This is a genomic window from Bacillus sp. LNXM12-1 (assembly GCF_003004375.1).
GTDB lineage: Bacteria > Bacillota > Bacilli > Bacillales > Bacillaceae > Bacillus.
This window is the reverse complement of the sequence record NZ_PVWX01000001.1, coordinates 770,770-787,439: the sequence shown is the minus strand read 5'-3', so window position 1 is coordinate 787,439 and position 16,670 is coordinate 770,770. Positions and strand designations below refer to the sequence as shown.

Below are 16,670 nucleotides of genomic sequence, written 5' to 3'. Positions count from 1 at the left end.
TTTTAATGATCTCCACTGACTTTAACAGCGACCGCAGCTGCGGATCGCTTTTTCAGGCGGTAGTATCCAATGAGTAAGAACGGGACACCTGCGATGGTGACCATCGACAAGACTGAAAAAATGGAGAAGGGATGGGCTGCGCCAAAATAGTCAATGCACAGTCCGCCGACAAATGGTCCGATGACGCTGCCGAGCTGAGAAAATCCCATCGCACCAAAGTACGATCCCTTTACTTCTGGCTTTGCCACATTGTCTACAAAAAGATCCATCATCGCAAACAGCAGAACCTCTCCAATTGTAAACACGACAATGATGAAAGCAAGCATGCCGAGACTCTGTGAAAAAGCAATGGCAAACAAACTGCCGGCAAGAAGAATATTCCCAGTGGTCAGCGACAATATGGTGGAGTAGCGCTTGGCGATCATGATGAGCGGATATTGTACGACAATGACAACAACTGCATTTAAAGATAAAAGGTATCCAAACAGTTTCGGACCATCCTCAATCATAGGCGAAGCGGATAAATATTGAGGCAGCGTTGAGCTCAAATGCGAATAACCGAACGAACATAAGGTCACGCCGATGAGGATAATGCTAAAGACCGTATCTTTTTGGATAATGGAAAGGGCTTTTTTGACACCAATTTGTTTCGTGCTTTCTGGAGCAGCAACTGGATGTTTCTGAAATTGCCAGACCAGCGTTAATCCGTATAACAAGTAAATGAAGGCAGCAACGAGAAATGGGAACGTTGTTTTCGATGACCCGAGATATAAGCCAAGCAGAGGACCGAAGATGACCCCTATGTTAATGGCTGTATACCGTAAATTAAACACAAACAACCGAATACTTGATGGGGTGACATCAGATAAGAGCGCCTTAGATGTTGGTTCAAACAGTGCCCGGCACAGTCCGTTTAAAGCGTTCATGATAAAGAAGACCCAAATGGCATCTGCAAATGCAAAGCCAACAAAGACAAGTGACCAACCGAAGATCGATAGAAGCATGACCTTTTTTCTGCCGATACGATCAGAAATATATCCGCCGTAAAAACTCGCAACGATCCCAATCAGAGAGCTAACGGCAATGATTAATCCAGCAGAAGACGCTGAGGCGCCTTTGACTTGTGTCAAATAAACGGCCAAAAAAGGAATGCTCATGGACGTCGCCATTCGGCCAAATATGGTGCCGATGATGATCGTCCAACTAAGCGGATGTAACGTACGTAAGTTATTTTTCATGCTGTTTCTCCCCTGAGTTTGTAAGATGTTCCAATCATACATGAAAAATTGTGCAAATTAAATACACAATTTGATGGAGGAGACATCTGCCATATGGCAAAGAAGCAAGATTGGCTCGCCATTTGGAGGTTTGCTTTTTACTGCCAGTGCTTCTATGTCACTGATTCGCGCGGTCATTTGGCGACCATTTAATCAAGGTCGATCGCGACGATTTGCTGCAAGGACAGGTTGAGAACATCCTCATCATTGACGATTTTTATGCGCTGCGTTTCATAATGAATGGCTTTTACCCAGCCCCAAAACTGCTCTTTCATACCTGCTGCGGCATATGTCACGTAAATCGCTTGATCCTCGGTAATCGACTGTGTGATCAAAAAATTCATTTCCTCCAGTTGATCGGTGCTCAGCGGGGGAGGGGTGTACTCTTTTTTCTTCCGTTTTTGAGCAAGCAGCTGCTCCCGGTGCTCTGGAAGCATCATTCGGCTTGATTCCCACATGAGGTTGTATCCAGGTGTTAATTTATTGGGATTCATGGCTGTTCGCCTCCGTTATTTGTAATGTCCGCCAATTTTTTCGGCGCGGTGATACGCCTGCCCTGCGCTTGTCAGTGACGAAGCGTGCAGCAGGGCAGCAGGTCCATACTTCATGTGGATCGCATCAAATACTTTGCTGAGTTTGTCTTTTTGAACATGGTGATCAAATAAAGTCAGCTGATATTGGCTGTCAGACTGCAGCTGTGAGAGAGTAATACCCACACTGCGAATGGGCTGGCCATCCCAGTGCTGCTGGCATAGCTGAATGGCTGCGTCTGCAATATCTGTCCCGTACTGTGTAGGTGAATGAAGCTTGATTTGTCTATGAAATCCAGTCGGATGAGAAAAATCAGCGCCTCTCACGCCAACAGACACTGTTTGCCCAAGATAATGCTTAAAGCGTGCACGTCTTGCCACTTCTTCACTCAATTCAAGAAGAGCGACTTTGATATCCTCAAAAGACGCATAATCATGGGGAAGAGTCATATGATGTCCAACCGCTTTTTGCTGATCATGTGTGTGAATGGTGACCGGAGAGGGATCATGCCCTAAAGCTGTTCGCTGCAAAAGCTCTCCGTTGATTCCCCAGCGTTTTTTAAGCCGGTCTAACGGATAAGCAGCAAGCGTCCCAATGGTACTGATGCCCATTCGTTTTAAATGGTGCTCCATTCGTTTGCCGACGCCAAATAATTTTCCAATCGGAAGCGGCCATAAATCAGCCGCAACACTGTCTGTACGAAGTTCATAGATACCAGATGTGTTTTTTTTAGCAAAATGGTCACAGGCCATTTTAGCGAGCACTTTATTAGGACCGATGCCAACACGTGCGTAAATGCCAGTCTGGTTCATAATGGTTGTTTGTATATTTTGAGCGATCTCGCGGGGAGACCCGAGTAGTGTCAGACTGCCTGTAATATCAAGAAATTGTTCATCAATTGAATAGGGTTCGACAAGATCTGTGTATTGTTCGAGCAGCTCTGTTATCATGACAGAGATATCAAGATAGCGCTGCATACGGGGGCGTACGACGACAGCTTCGGGGCATTTCTCCTGCGCTTCCCATAATCTTGATGCATTTTGTACGCCTCGTTTTTTAGCGAGCGGGCAGGCGGCAAGTACGACCCCGCTCCGCCGCTCAGGATCTCCAGAGACGATGAGCGGCACATCCTTCAAGTGGGGAGCCTCCACTTTTTCGACTGACGCATAAAACGATTGCATATCCACAAGCAGAATGGCTCGTTCATTCATTATTTTCACCTCTTAGAACATATGTTCCGTTTATATTGTAACCGTCAGGAGGCGAAATTGATACTGGTAAATCATTCAAAGAAAAGAGTGTAAATCCATACAAAAAAGACGAAGTGTCTTCCACTTCGTCTCATTTGATGCAACATTATTTTAAGCATGTGCCAAGTTGTGAGATGTTTGGAGCGGCTCAGAACGCAAACGATAGGCCGTCAGTTTTTTCTTAGGCTTATGTGTAAACTGCCGCACCACATCCACGTGGTCATCGTAATGATACAGATAAAGGGTCACATCATGTTTGCCAAGCTTTGTTTGCATGGTAAGCGGCGCAGGCCCTTCCTGCGGATGAAGAAAACGCTCTTCATCACCAGGATAAATATAATAGCGTTCAATAAAGATCGCATCATTAAAATGTCGAATAATTTCAGATACTTGCTGATCATTGAGCGGACGATCTTCAAACATGATCGTTGTTTGATCACTTGTTACTTTTGCATGCACCGCATAACGACTAAAAAGGCGTTCCACAACACCAGAAGGCAGCGAAGTGACAAGAAGCTTTAAAAGACTAAACACAACAAGTGAAGTAACAATCCAAACCAATATCATCATCTCCAATAAACATTTGTTACATTTCCTATATGAACCATCTTAACATACCAAAAGAATGAAACTTTCGCACAAAAAGTGAACTTTTTGAAATAAGTGTGAAGATTTAAAAGGAGATGACGGCGAAAGAACGAAGAATCAACAAAGCTGAAAGGAAAAAAGGCTGACACGTGATCTTTACAAACAATTAATCGAACAGGTAGACTATTGAAACAACAGTTTTTTAAAAAAAGAGAGCGGTAAGCCAAAAATGAAAAGGGGCGAGGTCATCATGATACGTCAAGTGAAGCCGTCAGATTTTTACGCCGTCACATCCGTCATCCAAAGCTGGTGGGGAGGCAGAGATTTGCGCGCAAAATTGCCGAAGCTATTTTTTGAACATTTTCAGCAAACAAGTTTTGTCGTCGTTGAAAAAGGTGAACTGATTGGCTTTTTAGTCGGTTTTTTATCGCAATCTCATTCAGATGAAGCGTATATTCATTTTGTAGGTGTACATCCAGACCATCGGAAATTAAAGATAGGAAAAATCCTATATCAAGCCTTTTATGATGTGGCAAAACAGGAAGGAAGAACAACCATTAAAGCGGTAACAGCACCTGTAAATAAAGTATCGATTGCCTATCATGCAAAATTGGGCTTTCAAATTGAAAAAGGGGACAAAACTGTAGAAGGAATCTCCGTGTTTTCAGACTATGATGGAATAAATGAAGATCGTGTTTTATTTGTGAAAAAATTAGAGGCAATGCAATGATTGTCAATTTAGATCAAACAATAAGTGATGTAGCAAAGCAGATCTTACATATTCAACTAGCTGCATACCAACAAGAAGCTGAACAAATTGGCTATGCCGATCTCCCACCATTAAAAGAGACCATTCAAGATGTAATGAAAGCAAAAGAGCAATTTATTGGTTTTGAGCAAAAGGGAATCTTACTAGGTGTTGCCTCTTATGAAGAGCAGAAAGATTATTTGATCATTAGTCGATTGGCTGTACATCCAAAAGCGCTAAAGCAGGGTATTGGAACAAGACTTATGTCCACAATTATGGAGAAAAATGTCCCTATAGAACTGACCACAGGGCAAACAAACACCCCTGCAAAAAGGCTATACGAAAAGTTGGGATTTCTTGAAACAGATGTGATTCATGTTGCAAAAGAGCTCACCTTATCAAAAATGAAATGGAGACCAAGGCGAAAGGTTGAGGTTGTCGAATTCAAAAAAGAGTGGCATGAAGAATTCCATCAAGAAAAGCAGCAACTCAAGCAAATCATTCAAAAGAACTGGATAGAAGGACATCATATTGGTAGTACGTCAGTTGAAGGGCTTGTTGCCAAACCAATTATTGATATCTTAATAGAAGTAAGTCATATAAAAGAGATCGATAGAAAAAGAGAGAGCTTTGAACATCTTGGATATCAAGCGCTGGGTGAAAATGGCATAAAAGGGAGACGTTTTTTTCAAAAGGGTGGCTTGAATCGTACGCATCATGTCCATGTTTATGAGAGAAATCACCCTGATGTGAAAAGGCATTTATTGATTCGAGATTACTTAAGGGCACATCCAGAACGAGCTGAAGCGTATGCGTCTGTCAAGGAACAATTAGCAAATCAGTATCCGGAAGATATACAAAGCTATATGGCAGGAAAGAATGAAATCATAAAAGAAATAGAAAATGAGGCATATCACTGGGATAGAGAAGGAAGAGAGGAAGCTCTTAAATAAGCTACCTCTTTTCCTCGTTAATTAGGAAGCTGAACATTGCCTTTTACAATATAGGCCTGTGAAGCAGCAGTAGATGGAAGAGCGGGTAATTTATCCTTTACTATGGCCCCGCGAATATCTGTGATTCGAACAGGAAGAGATTTAGACCCCATATTAAATCCAAGGAAATGGTTGTAGTCTGTCTTTTCCATGTTCACCCATTGTCCATCTTTGTAATATTCCATTTTCATAATCGGATATTTATGATTGCGCACTTGAATCGCAGCCCACCACTCACTGCTGCCTTCTTTTATTCTGTAAGCTACATTTCCGCTAATCGGTGCTTTTACAATTTTCCAACTAATTGGGATTTTTCCATCTGCCATATTACCGATTTTGGCAAAGGCATTAGGAGAAAGATCAAGAGCTCCTTTTGCTCCTTCTGGATATTTATCGGTTACATACACAACGGTTTTTCCTTTTGGACCCTTTACTTCAAGGTAAGCACCTGCAAGTGCCGCATTTACCCCTTTATAGTTATAGTCATGAGGATTTAAAGCCGTAATTTTCATGTCAGATGGAATAGGATCTAATAATGCGGCGCCCCCTGAGTAACCAGATCCCGTATAAGTCGCATAGCTTTCTCGTACTTCATCAAGGACAGATGCCGCTTTCATGTTTGGCACAGCAAAACTCAACATAAATATCAGTGCCCCGATGAAGCAGAGAGATAATCTTTTTTTCACGATCTAAAACCTCCTGTTTATTCTTTTAAAATTGGTAGCGTCATAAGTATAATTCTAAAAAACAAGAAGCGAAAAGAGCCAATAGATAGATATAATCCTAGTGAGAAGAGCGTGTATTTCAAAGAATATGACTTTCGGATTTAGTCGTGTGTCATGTTTTATGGTGTTTTATGTGTTACAATGTAAGCATCAATTTAAAAAGGATGTTCGCCATGTATATTCACATCACAAAACTGGCTAAAACATATATAGAAAAACAGCAAATAGGAAACGAAACTAAGGAATTACTGCTTCGCTACGATTCAGAAGGTTGTGGCTGTGCAGTGAGTGGCGTACCAATGCTTTGGTTAACAAGTGAAAGAACAGGTGAATGGGAACAACTGAATAATAGCCAACATTTAAAACTATATATACACATTGCACAGAAGGTATTTTTTGATGAGGAAATGACCATCGATTTTAATGAAAAAGCCAATACATTGATGCTGAAAAGTCCTCAGCAAATACTCAGTCCAAGAATGGGCATACTTGTAAAGTAAGGTGGAAACGTAGTGGATCAGAAGCTTAGAGTGATACAAAACACGGCACAAAATAAAACATGGGTGTCGTTTTTAAATAACAATCATCCCTATACCCTTTTGCACTGGTCAATAGGTGGAATGGATTCGGTGAAAAAGGACGTTTGGCTTCTTCAAGATGAAGTCACATTTGAAACGGAAGAATTTCCAACGCTCGAATTAGCTGTCAATTGGATCAAAGAGAATATGGAACAGGTAACAGATGTATTATAAAAGCCCTTTTTTGACAAAAGGGTTTTTTTCGTGCCTTCATCATCTCATCAAACAGCAGGGATGTCTAATCTGAAAAATGATCTTTTAAAACGCAAAAAAACCGTTTTATAACAACCAATTCGACAAAATGAGAAAAATAGAAATGGAAAAATCGTGGTTATAAATGCCGAAAAATAGGCAATGAAAGCGTTTATTGCGGGATACCGAAAACTTTGCGAAAAATGACATTTCATATTTCTTCCATTCGAGGGAATGTGATAGAATACAACATGTATCGTATATGAGAAGGGAGGTGCTAAAGTGAATTGAAGCTCAAGCTGTCATCGCCTCAGGTTGGAATCAAAATAAACGAATGGTATAGGCAGATTTGCGGATTTCATGTCATGAAAGCAGAGAAGCTGAAGGCCGAGATCGAGCAGGAAATTCTGGAGATGGAACAGGATCAAAACTTGTTGCTGTTTTACCAGCTGATGGATTTTCGCCATAAGGTGATGCTTGAATATTTTGAACCGGCAAAGAAAGCCTCAAACGATGAAGAAATTAAGAACCTGCTAGAAACGATCGAACATTCGCAAACGAAATTAACGGACATGCTTGAATACTATGTTCATTTTTTCACAGGAATGTTTGAGTTTGAACAGCAAAACTATTTAAGTGCCATTGCTTATTACCGTTCAGCAGAAAAAAAGCTCAATCTTATATCAGATGATATAGAAAGAGCAGAATTTTACTTTAAATTAGCTGAAATATACTACCACATGAAACAAACCCACTTTTCGATGCACTATGCCTTGCAAGCGTTAGATACGTACTCTGCCTACAGAACGTACACGCTGAGAATCATCCACTGTGAATTTGTCATCGGTGCAAACTATGATGATTTGAAATGCTATGAACATGCATTGCCCTACTTTAAAAATGCTCTAAATCGAGCACGCTCAATTGGAAACCCTCGAGTCATAGGTTCGGCCCTTTTCAACTTAGGTAACTGTTATTACCAAATGAACGATCTTGCGGAAGCAAGCCGTTATCTGAAAGACTCTCTTGAAGTGTTTGAAAAGGAGAATTTAACCCATCTTAATCGCTCTCTAGACCCACTATTTATGCTGACCCAAATCCTGTTTAAACAAAAACAAATAGAAGAGTCGTTAACCCTCTATCAACAAGGTATTATGAAAGCCTGTGAATTAGAAGATGAAATTTACATCTGCAAATTTCAGTTCTTAAAAGCATTATACGTTGATGCAGAAATAACGATCATAGACGATACATTAGACCTGCTCGAGGACAAGCGCTTATACCCAGATATTGAGGAATTGGCACTTGATGCGGCTCATTATTACAATGAGCTTGGACTGTATGAAGCATCTACACGGTTTTACGAAAGGAAGATTCAAGCCATATCAAAAATTCAAAATGGGGGTCATTTATATGAAAACGAGTTTGATAGTTCTTTTATTGGCAGCAACTGCAGGATTATCGGTCATGAGTCAGCAGCAATCGGAAGAGAGTCATATGGAGCTGGCGGGCAGACATCATACAACAGTGGTGACTATCGCATAAGTTAGCTCAAAAAGAGGAGACGAACCGCTGTTCATTCTCCTCTTTTATCTTCATTCGATTCAAATTGTTGAAGAAATCCTTGAACTTCTTGTTCATAAGCTGCCTTATTTTCGCTAAAAGACATCGCATGTGCCCCGTGCGGCGCTATAAATAGCTGTTTATCACCTTTTTTTCGAGCATATAGCTGCTGACTCTGCTCGCATGGAATATAGTCATCATGAAGACTATGGATAAAAAGCACAGGTTCTTTCACCTGATCGATCACATCCAGCGGTGAAACTTGCCGAATGCTGTATCCATCCCGCCATTTTAACACTCGATCACTTAGTGGAAGAATCCATTGCCCTGAAAGACGAAAATCTGTTTTTAATCGATAGAGAAGCTGATCCTCAAAAGAAGCAAAAGGACAGTCAGCTATGTAAAAATTGGCGCTTGCTTCCGGCTTTGAAGCATATAACAAAGTCGTGACTGCACCCATTGATTCTCCATGTATGCCGATAATGGCATTTTCCCCGAGTCTTTGTCTGAGCCACTTCACGACCTGCGCTAAATCTTCTTTTTCGTAGTATCCATAACTCGTGGTTTTCCCGCCACTCATTCCGTGTCTTCTATGATCATAAAGCATCACATTCCATCCGAGCTTTTGGAATAATTTCATATACTTAACGGAATTAATCAAACTGACTGTGACGCCATGACAAAGTACGATGGTGCGTGTTGTATGTGGATGTGGGTGCGGTACAAAATAGCCATGAAGATCATAACCAAATGCTGAAGGAATACACACTTTCTCTTTTTTAAGCTGTTGAAACTCTTCGTGATGATAGTGTCCTTCATCTGATTCTCTTTTGATGAGCTCTTCATCTGTTAATTTTCGAATATACATCATTTTATTGGTGAAAAAAATGCCGATTGCAGCGAGCGGACATAATATCAAGGCAAGTATAGCGATCCATTTCTTCATCCAGCTGATTCTTCCTTTCCGAAGTTTTTCCTATGACGATCATACCACATGTTGGGAGATTGGCGTGACTCTTGCTCAGCAAATAAAACGGATGATACACTTAGGGCAAAAGGAGAGAGGCACAATGAAAAAGACCAATCAAGATCAAGCGAAATTAAAGGACGGCATAAACGAGGATCTCAAACAGCAGCTCCTTCAAATGAAGCAGAACCTTGCCGCCCAGACAGAAAAAAGAGAAGAACAAAAACGACAAGACCTCCTTCGGCAGCAGAAAGAAAAAGAAAAAAATAAAAGCTTCTCCGAGCTGCTAGATGAAAGTCATTTGGACTGGAGAAAATATAAAAGCTAAAAAAAGGGAGCTCTGATGCTCCTTTTTTTCATGTCATCATTGAGATTGATCAACACGAAATGAACTTGTTCAAAACATAGGTGATTTGAGAGCAGACTCTTCTGACTCCTTCGAATTTCACTTCATTTCAGCTTCGTGACAATATGATTTAAAACTAAATCCCATCACCTATTTTATACGTGATCAAAATAGAAGAAACGGGAGTATTGATTTATTAAAATCCCTTTTTATTACAAATATAGTAATTAAGACCCTTTAAATAAAGGAGCATTCTTCTTATAATGAAGATGCATTGAAAAATTTGGAAATGGAGATGATTCACATGAAATTGAGAAGAACAATGACTGGAGTTGCTTTATCTTTAGGATTGCTTTTACCTGTTTCTGGACAAGCTCTTGCTACAAATGATTCAACGGAAGCGGATTTTCGTACGTCGGTGACTACAATTGTTGATTGTTCTGTAACTCCTTTTAAAGGTGGAGGTAATCGATTATGTATGCATTCAGATAATGGCGTATTTGCAAATAATTTTCAACGTTTTGGTACTACATTTCACCTTAAAGGCAAAGCCGGAAATTATGCGTATTATGAAAGTGCAAATAGATAAGAGTACAGGGGCTTTTAGCCCCTTCTCATTTTTAATAGAGAAAAACACGATAAAAAAGAGATCACATAAAGCGATCTCTTTTTATCTTATTTAAACCGGTGCGCCTCATACACAGATGGTTTTGTATAGTAAGTCAATGCTTTTACTTCTTGGTCACTTAAAGAACGTGCATTTGCCGCTGCAACATTTTCTTTTAACTGTTCCACCGAGCTTGCGCCAAATACAACGGAACTGACCGCAGAATGCTTAAGCAAATATTGAATGGACAGCTCTGTGAGTGATAGGTCATAAGCGACTTTCTTTAAAGAAGGAATGACCTGCTGGAGATCGTCAAATGAATATTGAAGATAGCCGTTTTTTTGAATCGCTGCACTTGCTTGCGAAAGTGGTTTTTCAGTTAAAAGCCCTTTTGCTAAAGGTCCTCTTGCGACGACACTAATGCCTTGTTCTTCAAGAAGAGAGAACCATTCCTCTGGACGGCGGTCGAGTAAACTATATTGCATCATCACACTGACGATGTTCGATTTTTTGGCGTATTCTTTAATGACGTTTGGACGGATAGAAGAGATGCCATAATAGCGAATAACGCCTTCTTCCACTAATTCTTCAAAAGCCTCAATCGTCTCATCGATAGGATCATCTATCGTGCCTCCGTGCAGTTGGTATAAATCAATATAATCTGTTTGCAGCCGCTTGAGGCTTTGTTTCACGGCCTTTTTTATGTACGCCTTTGAAGGGTCCCAGTCCCAGCCAGATTTGCCTTTTTCAAAGCGGTTGCCGCCTTTTGTGGCCAAAATCAAATCTTGCCGCCTGTTTTTAATAGCCTCCCCGACAATTTCTTCATTTGTCCCAAAATCATATAAATCGGCTGTATCCAAATAATTAATTCCAAGGTCTATAGCCTCATCTAATAAAGAGAGCGCTTTTCCTTTTTCCGTTCCAAGGGACATACATCCTAGTGCTGCCTCACTCACCAAAAGATCCGAGGTACCAATTCGTCTTTTTTTCAATTCCATCACACTCCTATCCCTTCACATTAAGTGAAAAAAATCTGGAATTCAAGCTAGGTGATTTCAAGTGGCGCATTGAAGCAAGCGTTCGCATTTCGCTTCTCCTAAATCATCTATGTTAAAATGAATGAAGTAAAAAGTGAAAGTAGAACGAGGAGCTGACAAAATTGAAGGACTTTGAAGAAAAAACATTATCGACTAAAGAATTATATAATGGAAAAATCATTGATTTGGTTCTTGAAGATGTAGAATTGCCAAACGGAAAACAAGGCAAACGCGAAATCATCAAACATCCTGGTGCAGTAGCCGTCATTGCTCGTACAGACGAAAATAAAATCATCTTGGTCAAGCAATACCGTAAAGCACTAGAGAGAGCCATCGTTGAAATTCCGGCTGGAAAATTAGAGCCAGGAGAAGAGCCGGCACATACAGCACTGCGAGAATTAGAAGAAGAAACAGGGTACACCACTCAGCAGCTCCAAAAGCTGACGGCCTTTTATACATCACCTGGTTTCGCAGATGAAATCGTCCACATTTATCTTGCAGATCAGCTGGTTCCGCTTGAAGAAAAAAGAGAGCTGGATGAAGATGAATTTGTTGAAGTGATGGAAGTTTCATTAGAAGAAGCCTTGCACCTCATTGAAAAGCAGCACATTTATGATGCAAAAACAGCCTATGCCATTCAGTACTTACAATTGCAAGAGGTACTTAAGTCAACAAAATGAGGGAGTTTTTTGCAGACATCCATATTCATATTGGCAGAACAAGAACAGGCAGAGCTGTTAAAATTACAGGTGCAAGGTCACTGACAATTGACCAAATTCTCATTGAAGCAACGCAAAGTAAAGGGATGGGGATGATTGGTGTGATTGATGCACAATCTCCAGAAGTCCTAGAAGAATTAATAGAGGGTGTAGAGGAAGGCAAGTACACTGAACTAAATGATGGCGGTCTATCATTTGGACAGACTGTGCTGCTTTTAGGCAGTGAATTAGAAATTAACGATAACCATTCAAAAGGTCCAATTCACGTGCTTGCATTTATGCCCACACTTCACAAAATGTCTGAGTTCTCCGTATGGCTCGCGCTTCATATGAAAAATGTGCATTTGAGTTCACAGCGCCTCTATGTTGATGGGAAAACACTTCAGCGCAAGGTCAAGGAGCTAGGAGGCTTGTTTATTCCTGCTCATATTTTCACGCCGCATAAAAGCTTATTTGGCAAAGGAGTCAACACGTCTTTAACGGAAGTATTCGACCCAGACCTCATTGATGCTGTTGAACTAGGTCTTAGCTGCGATACGTCAATGGCGTCCCAAATAAGTGAGCTGAACCGTTATCCCTTTTTAACGAATTCAGACGCTCATTCTTTAGGGAAAATTGCGCGAGAATATACAAAAATCCGAATGGATCATGCCTCTTTTGCCGAATTCAAACTAGCCCTTGAAGGGAAAGAGGGAAGAGCCATTACAGGAAATTATGGACTCGCTCCGCGGCTTGGGAAGTACTATCATACAACCTGCGAGAAGTGCGGAGTAAGACCTCGCGCGCTAGATCAAGAAAAGTGCCACGCATGCGGACATACCCGGATGACAAAAGGGGTGAGTGAGCGTTTAAAGGAGCTTGCTGACCAAGAAAGTGACAAAGGAACAAGACCTCCTTATGTTCATCAGCTCCCGCTTCAATTTATTCCGGGTGTCGGAGCCAAAACGCTGGAGAAGCTAAAAGCCGTGTTTCACACAGAGATGAATATCCTTCATCAAGCAACAGAACAAGAACTAAAAGCTATCCTGCCAGAAAAAACAGCCAATTACATCATCAAAGCAAGAAAAGGTGAAGTCGAACTGATCGCTGGCGGGGGCGGAGTGTACGGTAAGGTGGATATCAATCATGAATCAAGTTAACTGGACATGTCAAACGTTTGACCAATTAACAAAAGAGGATCTTTACCTGATTTTAATGGAAAGAGTCAATGTGTTTGTTGTTGAACAAACATGCCCTTACCCTGAAATTGATCACCGGGACCAAGAAGCGCTTCATCTGTCTGCAAAAGAGGACGGCACGATTGTGGCTTATTGCCGAATTTTTCAAAGCGGAATCATGTACGAAGAGGCGTCCATTGGCCGCGTTCTTGTGACGCAGGCAGGCCGAAAAAAAGGCTATGGAAAAATGCTGCTCAGCAAGGCTTTGGAAAAGCTGAGTGAATTAGGTGAAACAAGTGTCAAAATTCAGGCGCAGGCCTACTTGAAGTCGTTTTACGAATCATTTGGTTTTAAGGCCGTTTCAGATTGTTATGATGAAGATGGAATTCCGCATCTTGATATGGTGAAAACAGAAAGATAGGCGTGTATACGTCTATCTTTTTTATGTCACATCGTGTATCATAACGTCAACGAAAGGGGTTTTGCCAAATGGGAAAAAGCAATGCAAAGAAAAAACGAGAACATATTGAAAGGCAGCACAGCCGAAACCCGGAACTGTCGAGAGGAAACATGCCGCACTTTAGCACACATGAAAGAAAGACAAAAACAAAACAAGAAGCCTTGCAGCATATGATGAAAAAACATAAAAGAAGGAATGCTTATGACCACTATCAAGAGGATCATAAGCATTTTTATTTTGCTTTTTTGTGACAACTAGTTCAAATAAATGGAAAAAATTTAAAAAATAGGACAAACGGTCGTTTCTTTTTGTCTGAAAATGTAGTTAAATGACAAAAAGATGAAAGGGAGAGTGAGTATTGTGAACGTCAAGTCAATTGGAGCAAGGCTTTGTATGGCAAGTATGATGCTGGCATCGGTCACGTTCGGCGCCTCACATATTTCTGCAAAGGAGCAAGCAAAAAAAGAGTACATGATCGGCTTTTCTTCTTCCGTTCAAGATCATACACAAAAACAGCTTGTCGAAGAAGCTGGTGGGCATGTAAAAGAATCCATAGAGCAAATAGATATGATGAAAGTTTCCTTGAATGAGGCATCGAAAGAGAAACTGAATCAGGCAAAAGAAGTGACCTTCATTGAGGAGGACCAAAAGGCAAAAACAAGCGGTCAAACGATCCCATATGGCATCAAAAGCATCAAAGCACAAAAGGTACATAAACGGGGATACGCCGGACAGAATGTCAAAGTAGCCGTTCTTGACAGCGGCATCGATGGCAAACATGAAGATTTACATGTCACCGGCGGAGTCAGCTTTGTTCCAACAAAGTCAGATCCGCTTGTTGACCCGCATGAACACGGAACGCATGTGGCAGGCACAATTGCAGCGTTAGATAATAAGGTAGGTGTCGTTGGTGTTGCGCCAAAGGCTTCTATCTATGCGGTCAAGGTGGCAGATGAAAATGGTGACGGCTACTATAGCTGGATCATTAAAGGAATTGAATGGGCCATTGAGAATGACATGGATGTCATCAATATTAGTATGGGAGGAGCAAGTGAATCTGAAGCGCTGAAAGAAGCGGTAGATCGAGCATATGGCAAAGGGATTCTCATTGTGGCTTCTGCTGGGAATGCAGGAAGTTATGGCTCTCTCAACACGGTTGACTATCCAGCTAAGTACGCCTCAGTGATGGCGGTTGCCTCTGTTGACGAAAGAAAACAAAGAGCCTTTGATTCATCTGTCGGCGAAGAAGTGGAAGTCTCAGCACCGGGCGTTTCAACGCTCAGCACCATTCCTCATAATGAATATGGCTATAAGAGTGGAACATCCATGGCATCACCGCATGTAGCGGGCGCTGCGGCTGTCATTCTATCAAAACATCCGAATTTGACAAACGATGAAGTGCGCGAGAGACTTTCAAAAACGGCTGCAAAGCTTGGAGATCCTTTTTATTATGGTGCCGGGCTTGTGAACGTACAAAAAGCCGCCCGATAAATGATAAGAGAGAGCAGTGTTTAGGCTGCTTTCTCTTTTTTCTTTCAATAAAACTGTCATGTTTCGTAATCTCTCTCATAGAATCTAGTAACCTTTACTATTTGGGAGGAAGACGCATGCGGAAAAAGTCTTGGAAGGAACATCTTCTTCAGCACGTAAAAGACCATCTATCGATTTATTTGTTTGTCTCTGTACTCTTTTTAATGGGCGTGATCTTTGGGGCCATCATCGTTAATAGTATGACAATTAGTCAGAAAGAGGATTTATTCTATTATTTAAATCAATTTTTTGGTCAGCTGACGAATGAGAAAGCAGCAGAATCAAAAGAAATGTTTTTGCAAAGCTTTTTGCATCATATGAAATATTTAGGTCTTATGTGGATACTAGGAATATCTATCATTGGCCTGCCGCTCATCTTTCTCATGATCTTTTTAAAAGGAATTGTCGTTGGGTTTACAGTTGGTTTTCTAGTAAATCAAATGGGGCTGAGTGGTTTTTTCCTTTCGTTCGTATCGGTTCTTCCGCAAAACATATTGCTTATTCCAGCCTATTTAGTGATTGGTACATGTGCGATTGCGTTTTCCATCCGTCTCATTGGGCAGCTGTTCATGAAAAAAACCATCAGTCAAGCACCTGTTCAGTGGTTCGCCCGGTATGCATCTGTTTTGCTGATGATTTTAACGCTTGCTGCACTTTCGTCCTTTTTTGAATCTTACGTATCTTTCATGCTCATGAAAAAGCTGGCAGGTGTTCTTTTTTCATAATTTTATAATCGTTATTAAATAATAATCAATTTATTTATCAATTTAAAATGATTATAGTTGGCTCTCAGCACATCATTTGATATAATGATCAAGTAATGTGGCGTAGGAGGGAAAGTCAATGGAAAATCGGATTGATCGAATTAAGAAACAGCTTCATTCTTCCAGCTATAAGCTCACGCCACAGCGTGAAGCAACAGTAAGAGTACTGCTTGAGAATGAAGAAGACCATTTAAGTGCAGAAGATGTATACCTCCTCGTAAAAGAGAAGTCTCCTGAAATTGGTCTTGCTACTGTTTATCGAACGTTAGAATTGCTAACTGAACTGAAAGTTGTTGATAAAATTAACTTTGGAGACGGCGTTTCGCGATATGATCTTCGCAAAGAAGGAGCCGCTCACTTCCATCATCATCTTGTCTGCATGGAATGCGGGACAGTCGATGAGATAGAAGATGATTTATTAGAAGACGTTGAAGAGATTATTGAACGTGACTGGAAATTTAAAATTAAGGATCATAGATTGACATTCCATGGTATTTGCCACCGGTGTCATGATGATGAATCCGGCAAATAATCCGAATTGGAACCTTTTCATTTAAGATGAAGAGGTTTTTTGCATTTTCGCTGTATATTCCTTGTCCCACCTGGCATATGCTGAAGTAATGAGAAGCTTGAGAAAGG

21 protein-coding genes are annotated in these 16,670 nt (G+C 40.9%); 14 read left to right on the top strand and 7 right to left on the bottom strand.

The features are described from left to right. Positions 1 to 2: 2 nt before the first annotated feature. From C6Y07_RS04100 to C6Y07_RS04085, 4 genes are all read right to left on the bottom strand, one after another. Entirely contained in the window at positions 3 to 1,238 is a 1,236-nt protein-coding gene (locus tag C6Y07_RS04100; RefSeq protein ID WP_034661190.1) for an MDR family MFS transporter, read from the bottom strand. Positions 1,239 to 1,426: 188 nt separating this feature from the next. After that, positions 1,427 to 1,771: a YolD-like family protein gene (locus C6Y07_RS04095; RefSeq protein ID WP_034661189.1), complete on the bottom strand. Its 345-nt coding sequence runs from the start codon at positions 1,769 to 1,771 to the stop codon at positions 1,427 to 1,429. A 15-nt stretch (positions 1,772 to 1,786) separates the two neighbouring features. Beyond that, positions 1,787 to 3,019 carry a DNA polymerase IV gene (locus C6Y07_RS04090; RefSeq protein ID WP_060596784.1) on the bottom strand — a complete coding sequence of 411 codons (1,233 nt, stop codon included), beginning with the start codon at positions 3,017 to 3,019 and terminating at the stop codon, positions 1,787 to 1,789. A gap of 150 nt (positions 3,020 to 3,169) precedes the next feature. Beyond that, positions 3,170 to 3,619 carry a YfmQ family protein gene (locus C6Y07_RS04085; RefSeq protein ID WP_060596783.1) on the bottom strand — a complete coding sequence of 150 codons (450 nt, stop codon included), beginning with the start codon at positions 3,617 to 3,619 and terminating at the stop codon, positions 3,170 to 3,172. Between the two features lie 277 nt (positions 3,620 to 3,896). On the opposite strand from C6Y07_RS04085, the gene C6Y07_RS04080 reads away from it, so the two are divergent. Then, positions 3,897 to 4,376 carry a GNAT family N-acetyltransferase gene (locus C6Y07_RS04080; protein WP_034661184.1) on the top strand — a complete coding sequence of 160 codons (480 nt, stop codon included), beginning with the start codon at positions 3,897 to 3,899 and terminating at the stop codon, positions 4,374 to 4,376. Then, the gene (locus tag C6Y07_RS04075; RefSeq protein ID WP_106156252.1) at positions 4,373 to 5,347 is read left to right on the top strand and encodes a GNAT family N-acetyltransferase; all 975 of its coding nucleotides are present in this window, start codon (positions 4,373 to 4,375) and stop codon (positions 5,345 to 5,347) included. The genes C6Y07_RS04080 and C6Y07_RS04075 overlap by 4 nt, the downstream gene beginning before the upstream one ends. Before the next feature lie 17 nt (positions 5,348 to 5,364). Here C6Y07_RS04075 and exlX read toward each other — a convergent pair whose 3' ends face one another. Beyond that, on the bottom strand, positions 5,365 to 6,027 hold the full coding sequence (gene exlX, locus C6Y07_RS04070; protein ID WP_223251448.1) for an expansin ExlX: 663 nt from the start codon (positions 6,025 to 6,027) through the stop codon (positions 5,365 to 5,367). A 257-nt stretch (positions 6,028 to 6,284) separates the two neighbouring features. Here exlX and C6Y07_RS04065 point away from each other — a divergent pair, with 257 nt between their 5' ends. The 3 genes from C6Y07_RS04065 to C6Y07_RS04055 all read left to right on the top strand — a co-directional run bounded on the left by C6Y07_RS04065 (position 6,285) and on the right by C6Y07_RS04055 (position 8,431). Beyond that, a complete protein-coding gene (locus tag C6Y07_RS04065) occupies positions 6,285 to 6,611 on the top strand; it encodes an iron-sulfur cluster biosynthesis family protein (protein WP_060596780.1) in 327 nt (108 codons plus the stop codon). Positions 6,612 to 6,623: 12 nt separating this feature from the next. Next, entirely contained in the window at positions 6,624 to 6,863 is a 240-nt protein-coding gene (locus C6Y07_RS04060; protein ID WP_003215790.1) for a YqkC family protein, read from the top strand. A gap of 305 nt (positions 6,864 to 7,168) precedes the next feature. Next, the gene (locus C6Y07_RS04055) at positions 7,169 to 8,431 is read left to right on the top strand and encodes a response regulator aspartate phosphatase (RefSeq protein ID WP_034661176.1); all 1,263 of its coding nucleotides are present in this window, start codon (positions 7,169 to 7,171) and stop codon (positions 8,429 to 8,431) included. Positions 8,432 to 8,457: 26 nt separating this feature from the next. On the opposite strand, the gene C6Y07_RS04050 is transcribed toward C6Y07_RS04055, so the two are convergent. Further along, positions 8,458 to 9,390, bottom strand: a complete 933-nt coding sequence (locus C6Y07_RS04050; protein ID WP_060596779.1) for an alpha/beta hydrolase — start codon at positions 9,388 to 9,390, stop codon at positions 8,458 to 8,460. Between the two features lie 124 nt (positions 9,391 to 9,514). On the opposite strand from C6Y07_RS04050, the gene C6Y07_RS04045 reads away from it, so the two are divergent. Both C6Y07_RS04045 and C6Y07_RS04040 read left to right on the top strand, forming a co-directional pair. After that, complete coding sequence (locus tag C6Y07_RS04045; RefSeq protein WP_060596778.1) at positions 9,515 to 9,739, top strand: YqkE family protein; 225 nt, start codon at positions 9,515 to 9,517, stop codon at positions 9,737 to 9,739. Between the two features lie 322 nt (positions 9,740 to 10,061). Continuing rightward, a complete protein-coding gene (locus C6Y07_RS04040; RefSeq protein WP_066030702.1) occupies positions 10,062 to 10,346 on the top strand; it encodes an LCI fold-containing protein in 285 nt (94 codons plus the stop codon). A gap of 86 nt (positions 10,347 to 10,432) precedes the next feature. Here the strand turns inward: C6Y07_RS04040 and C6Y07_RS04035 are convergent, their stop codons facing one another. Further along, a complete protein-coding gene (locus tag C6Y07_RS04035) occupies positions 10,433 to 11,356 on the bottom strand; it encodes an aldo/keto reductase (RefSeq protein ID WP_060596776.1) in 924 nt (307 codons plus the stop codon). Positions 11,357 to 11,523: 167 nt separating this feature from the next. On the opposite strand from C6Y07_RS04035, the gene C6Y07_RS04030 reads away from it, so the two are divergent. The 7 genes from C6Y07_RS04030 to fur all read left to right on the top strand — a co-directional run bounded on the left by C6Y07_RS04030 (position 11,524) and on the right by fur (position 16,563). Beyond that, positions 11,524 to 12,081, top strand: a complete 558-nt coding sequence (locus C6Y07_RS04030) for an NUDIX hydrolase (RefSeq protein WP_060596775.1) — start codon at positions 11,524 to 11,526, stop codon at positions 12,079 to 12,081. After that, the gene (locus tag C6Y07_RS04025; RefSeq protein WP_106156250.1) at positions 12,078 to 13,259 is read left to right on the top strand and encodes a TIGR00375 family protein; all 1,182 of its coding nucleotides are present in this window, start codon (positions 12,078 to 12,080) and stop codon (positions 13,257 to 13,259) included. The genes C6Y07_RS04030 and C6Y07_RS04025 overlap by 4 nt, the downstream gene beginning before the upstream one ends. After that, on the top strand, positions 13,246 to 13,698 hold the full coding sequence (locus C6Y07_RS04020; RefSeq protein ID WP_034661163.1) for a GNAT family N-acetyltransferase: 453 nt from the start codon (positions 13,246 to 13,248) through the stop codon (positions 13,696 to 13,698). Before C6Y07_RS04025 ends, C6Y07_RS04020 begins: the two co-directional genes overlap by 14 nt. 68 nt (positions 13,699 to 13,766) lie before the next feature. Then, a complete protein-coding gene (locus C6Y07_RS04015) occupies positions 13,767 to 13,988 on the top strand; it encodes a hypothetical protein (RefSeq protein WP_003215884.1) in 222 nt (73 codons plus the stop codon). 109 nt (positions 13,989 to 14,097) lie between these two features. Then, positions 14,098 to 15,228, top strand: a complete 1,131-nt coding sequence (locus C6Y07_RS04010) for a S8 family peptidase (protein WP_106031041.1) — start codon at positions 14,098 to 14,100, stop codon at positions 15,226 to 15,228. Between the two features lie 116 nt (positions 15,229 to 15,344). Continuing rightward, on the top strand, positions 15,345 to 15,992 hold the full coding sequence (gene spoIIM / locus C6Y07_RS04005) for a stage II sporulation protein M (protein WP_060596772.1): 648 nt from the start codon (positions 15,345 to 15,347) through the stop codon (positions 15,990 to 15,992). Positions 15,993 to 16,110: 118 nt separating this feature from the next. Then, the gene (gene fur / locus C6Y07_RS04000) at positions 16,111 to 16,563 is read left to right on the top strand and encodes a ferric iron uptake transcriptional regulator (protein WP_003215577.1); all 453 of its coding nucleotides are present in this window, start codon (positions 16,111 to 16,113) and stop codon (positions 16,561 to 16,563) included. The last annotated feature ends 107 nt before the right edge of the window (positions 16,564 to 16,670 follow it).

Bases quoted from the DNA above. Each gene is read 5' to 3' on its own strand.
- C6Y07_RS04100 (WP_034661190.1), bottom strand. From the start codon at position 1,238: ATGAAAAATAACTTACGTACGTTACATCCGCTTAGTTGGACGATCATC.
- C6Y07_RS04095 (WP_034661189.1), bottom strand. From the start codon at position 1,771: ATGAATCCCAATAAATTAACACCTGGATACAACCTCATGTGGGAATCA.
- C6Y07_RS04090 (WP_060596784.1), bottom strand. From the start codon at position 3,019: ATGAATGAACGAGCCATTCTGCTTGTGGATATGCAATCGTTTTATGCG.
- C6Y07_RS04080 (WP_034661184.1), top strand. From the start codon at position 3,897: ATGATACGTCAAGTGAAGCCGTCAGATTTTTACGCCGTCACATCCGTC.
- C6Y07_RS04075 (WP_106156252.1), top strand. From the start codon at position 4,373: ATGATTGTCAATTTAGATCAAACAATAAGTGATGTAGCAAAGCAGATC.
- exlX (WP_223251448.1), bottom strand. From the start codon at position 6,027: ATGTTGAGTTTTGCTGTGCCAAACATGAAAGCGGCATCTGTCCTTGAT.
- C6Y07_RS04065 (WP_060596780.1), top strand. From the start codon at position 6,285: ATGTATATTCACATCACAAAACTGGCTAAAACATATATAGAAAAACAG.
- C6Y07_RS04050 (WP_060596779.1), bottom strand. From the start codon at position 9,390: ATGAAGAAATGGATCGCTATACTTGCCTTGATATTATGTCCGCTCGCT.
- C6Y07_RS04045 (WP_060596778.1), top strand. From the start codon at position 9,515: ATGAAAAAGACCAATCAAGATCAAGCGAAATTAAAGGACGGCATAAAC.
- C6Y07_RS04040 (WP_066030702.1), top strand. From the start codon at position 10,062: ATGAAATTGAGAAGAACAATGACTGGAGTTGCTTTATCTTTAGGATTG.
- C6Y07_RS04025 (WP_106156250.1), top strand. From the start codon at position 12,078: ATGAGGGAGTTTTTTGCAGACATCCATATTCATATTGGCAGAACAAGA.
- C6Y07_RS04020 (WP_034661163.1), top strand. From the start codon at position 13,246: ATGAATCAAGTTAACTGGACATGTCAAACGTTTGACCAATTAACAAAA.
- C6Y07_RS04015 (WP_003215884.1), top strand. From the start codon at position 13,767: ATGGGAAAAAGCAATGCAAAGAAAAAACGAGAACATATTGAAAGGCAG.
- spoIIM (WP_060596772.1), top strand. From the start codon at position 15,345: ATGCGGAAAAAGTCTTGGAAGGAACATCTTCTTCAGCACGTAAAAGAC.
- fur (WP_003215577.1), top strand. From the start codon at position 16,111: ATGGAAAATCGGATTGATCGAATTAAGAAACAGCTTCATTCTTCCAGC.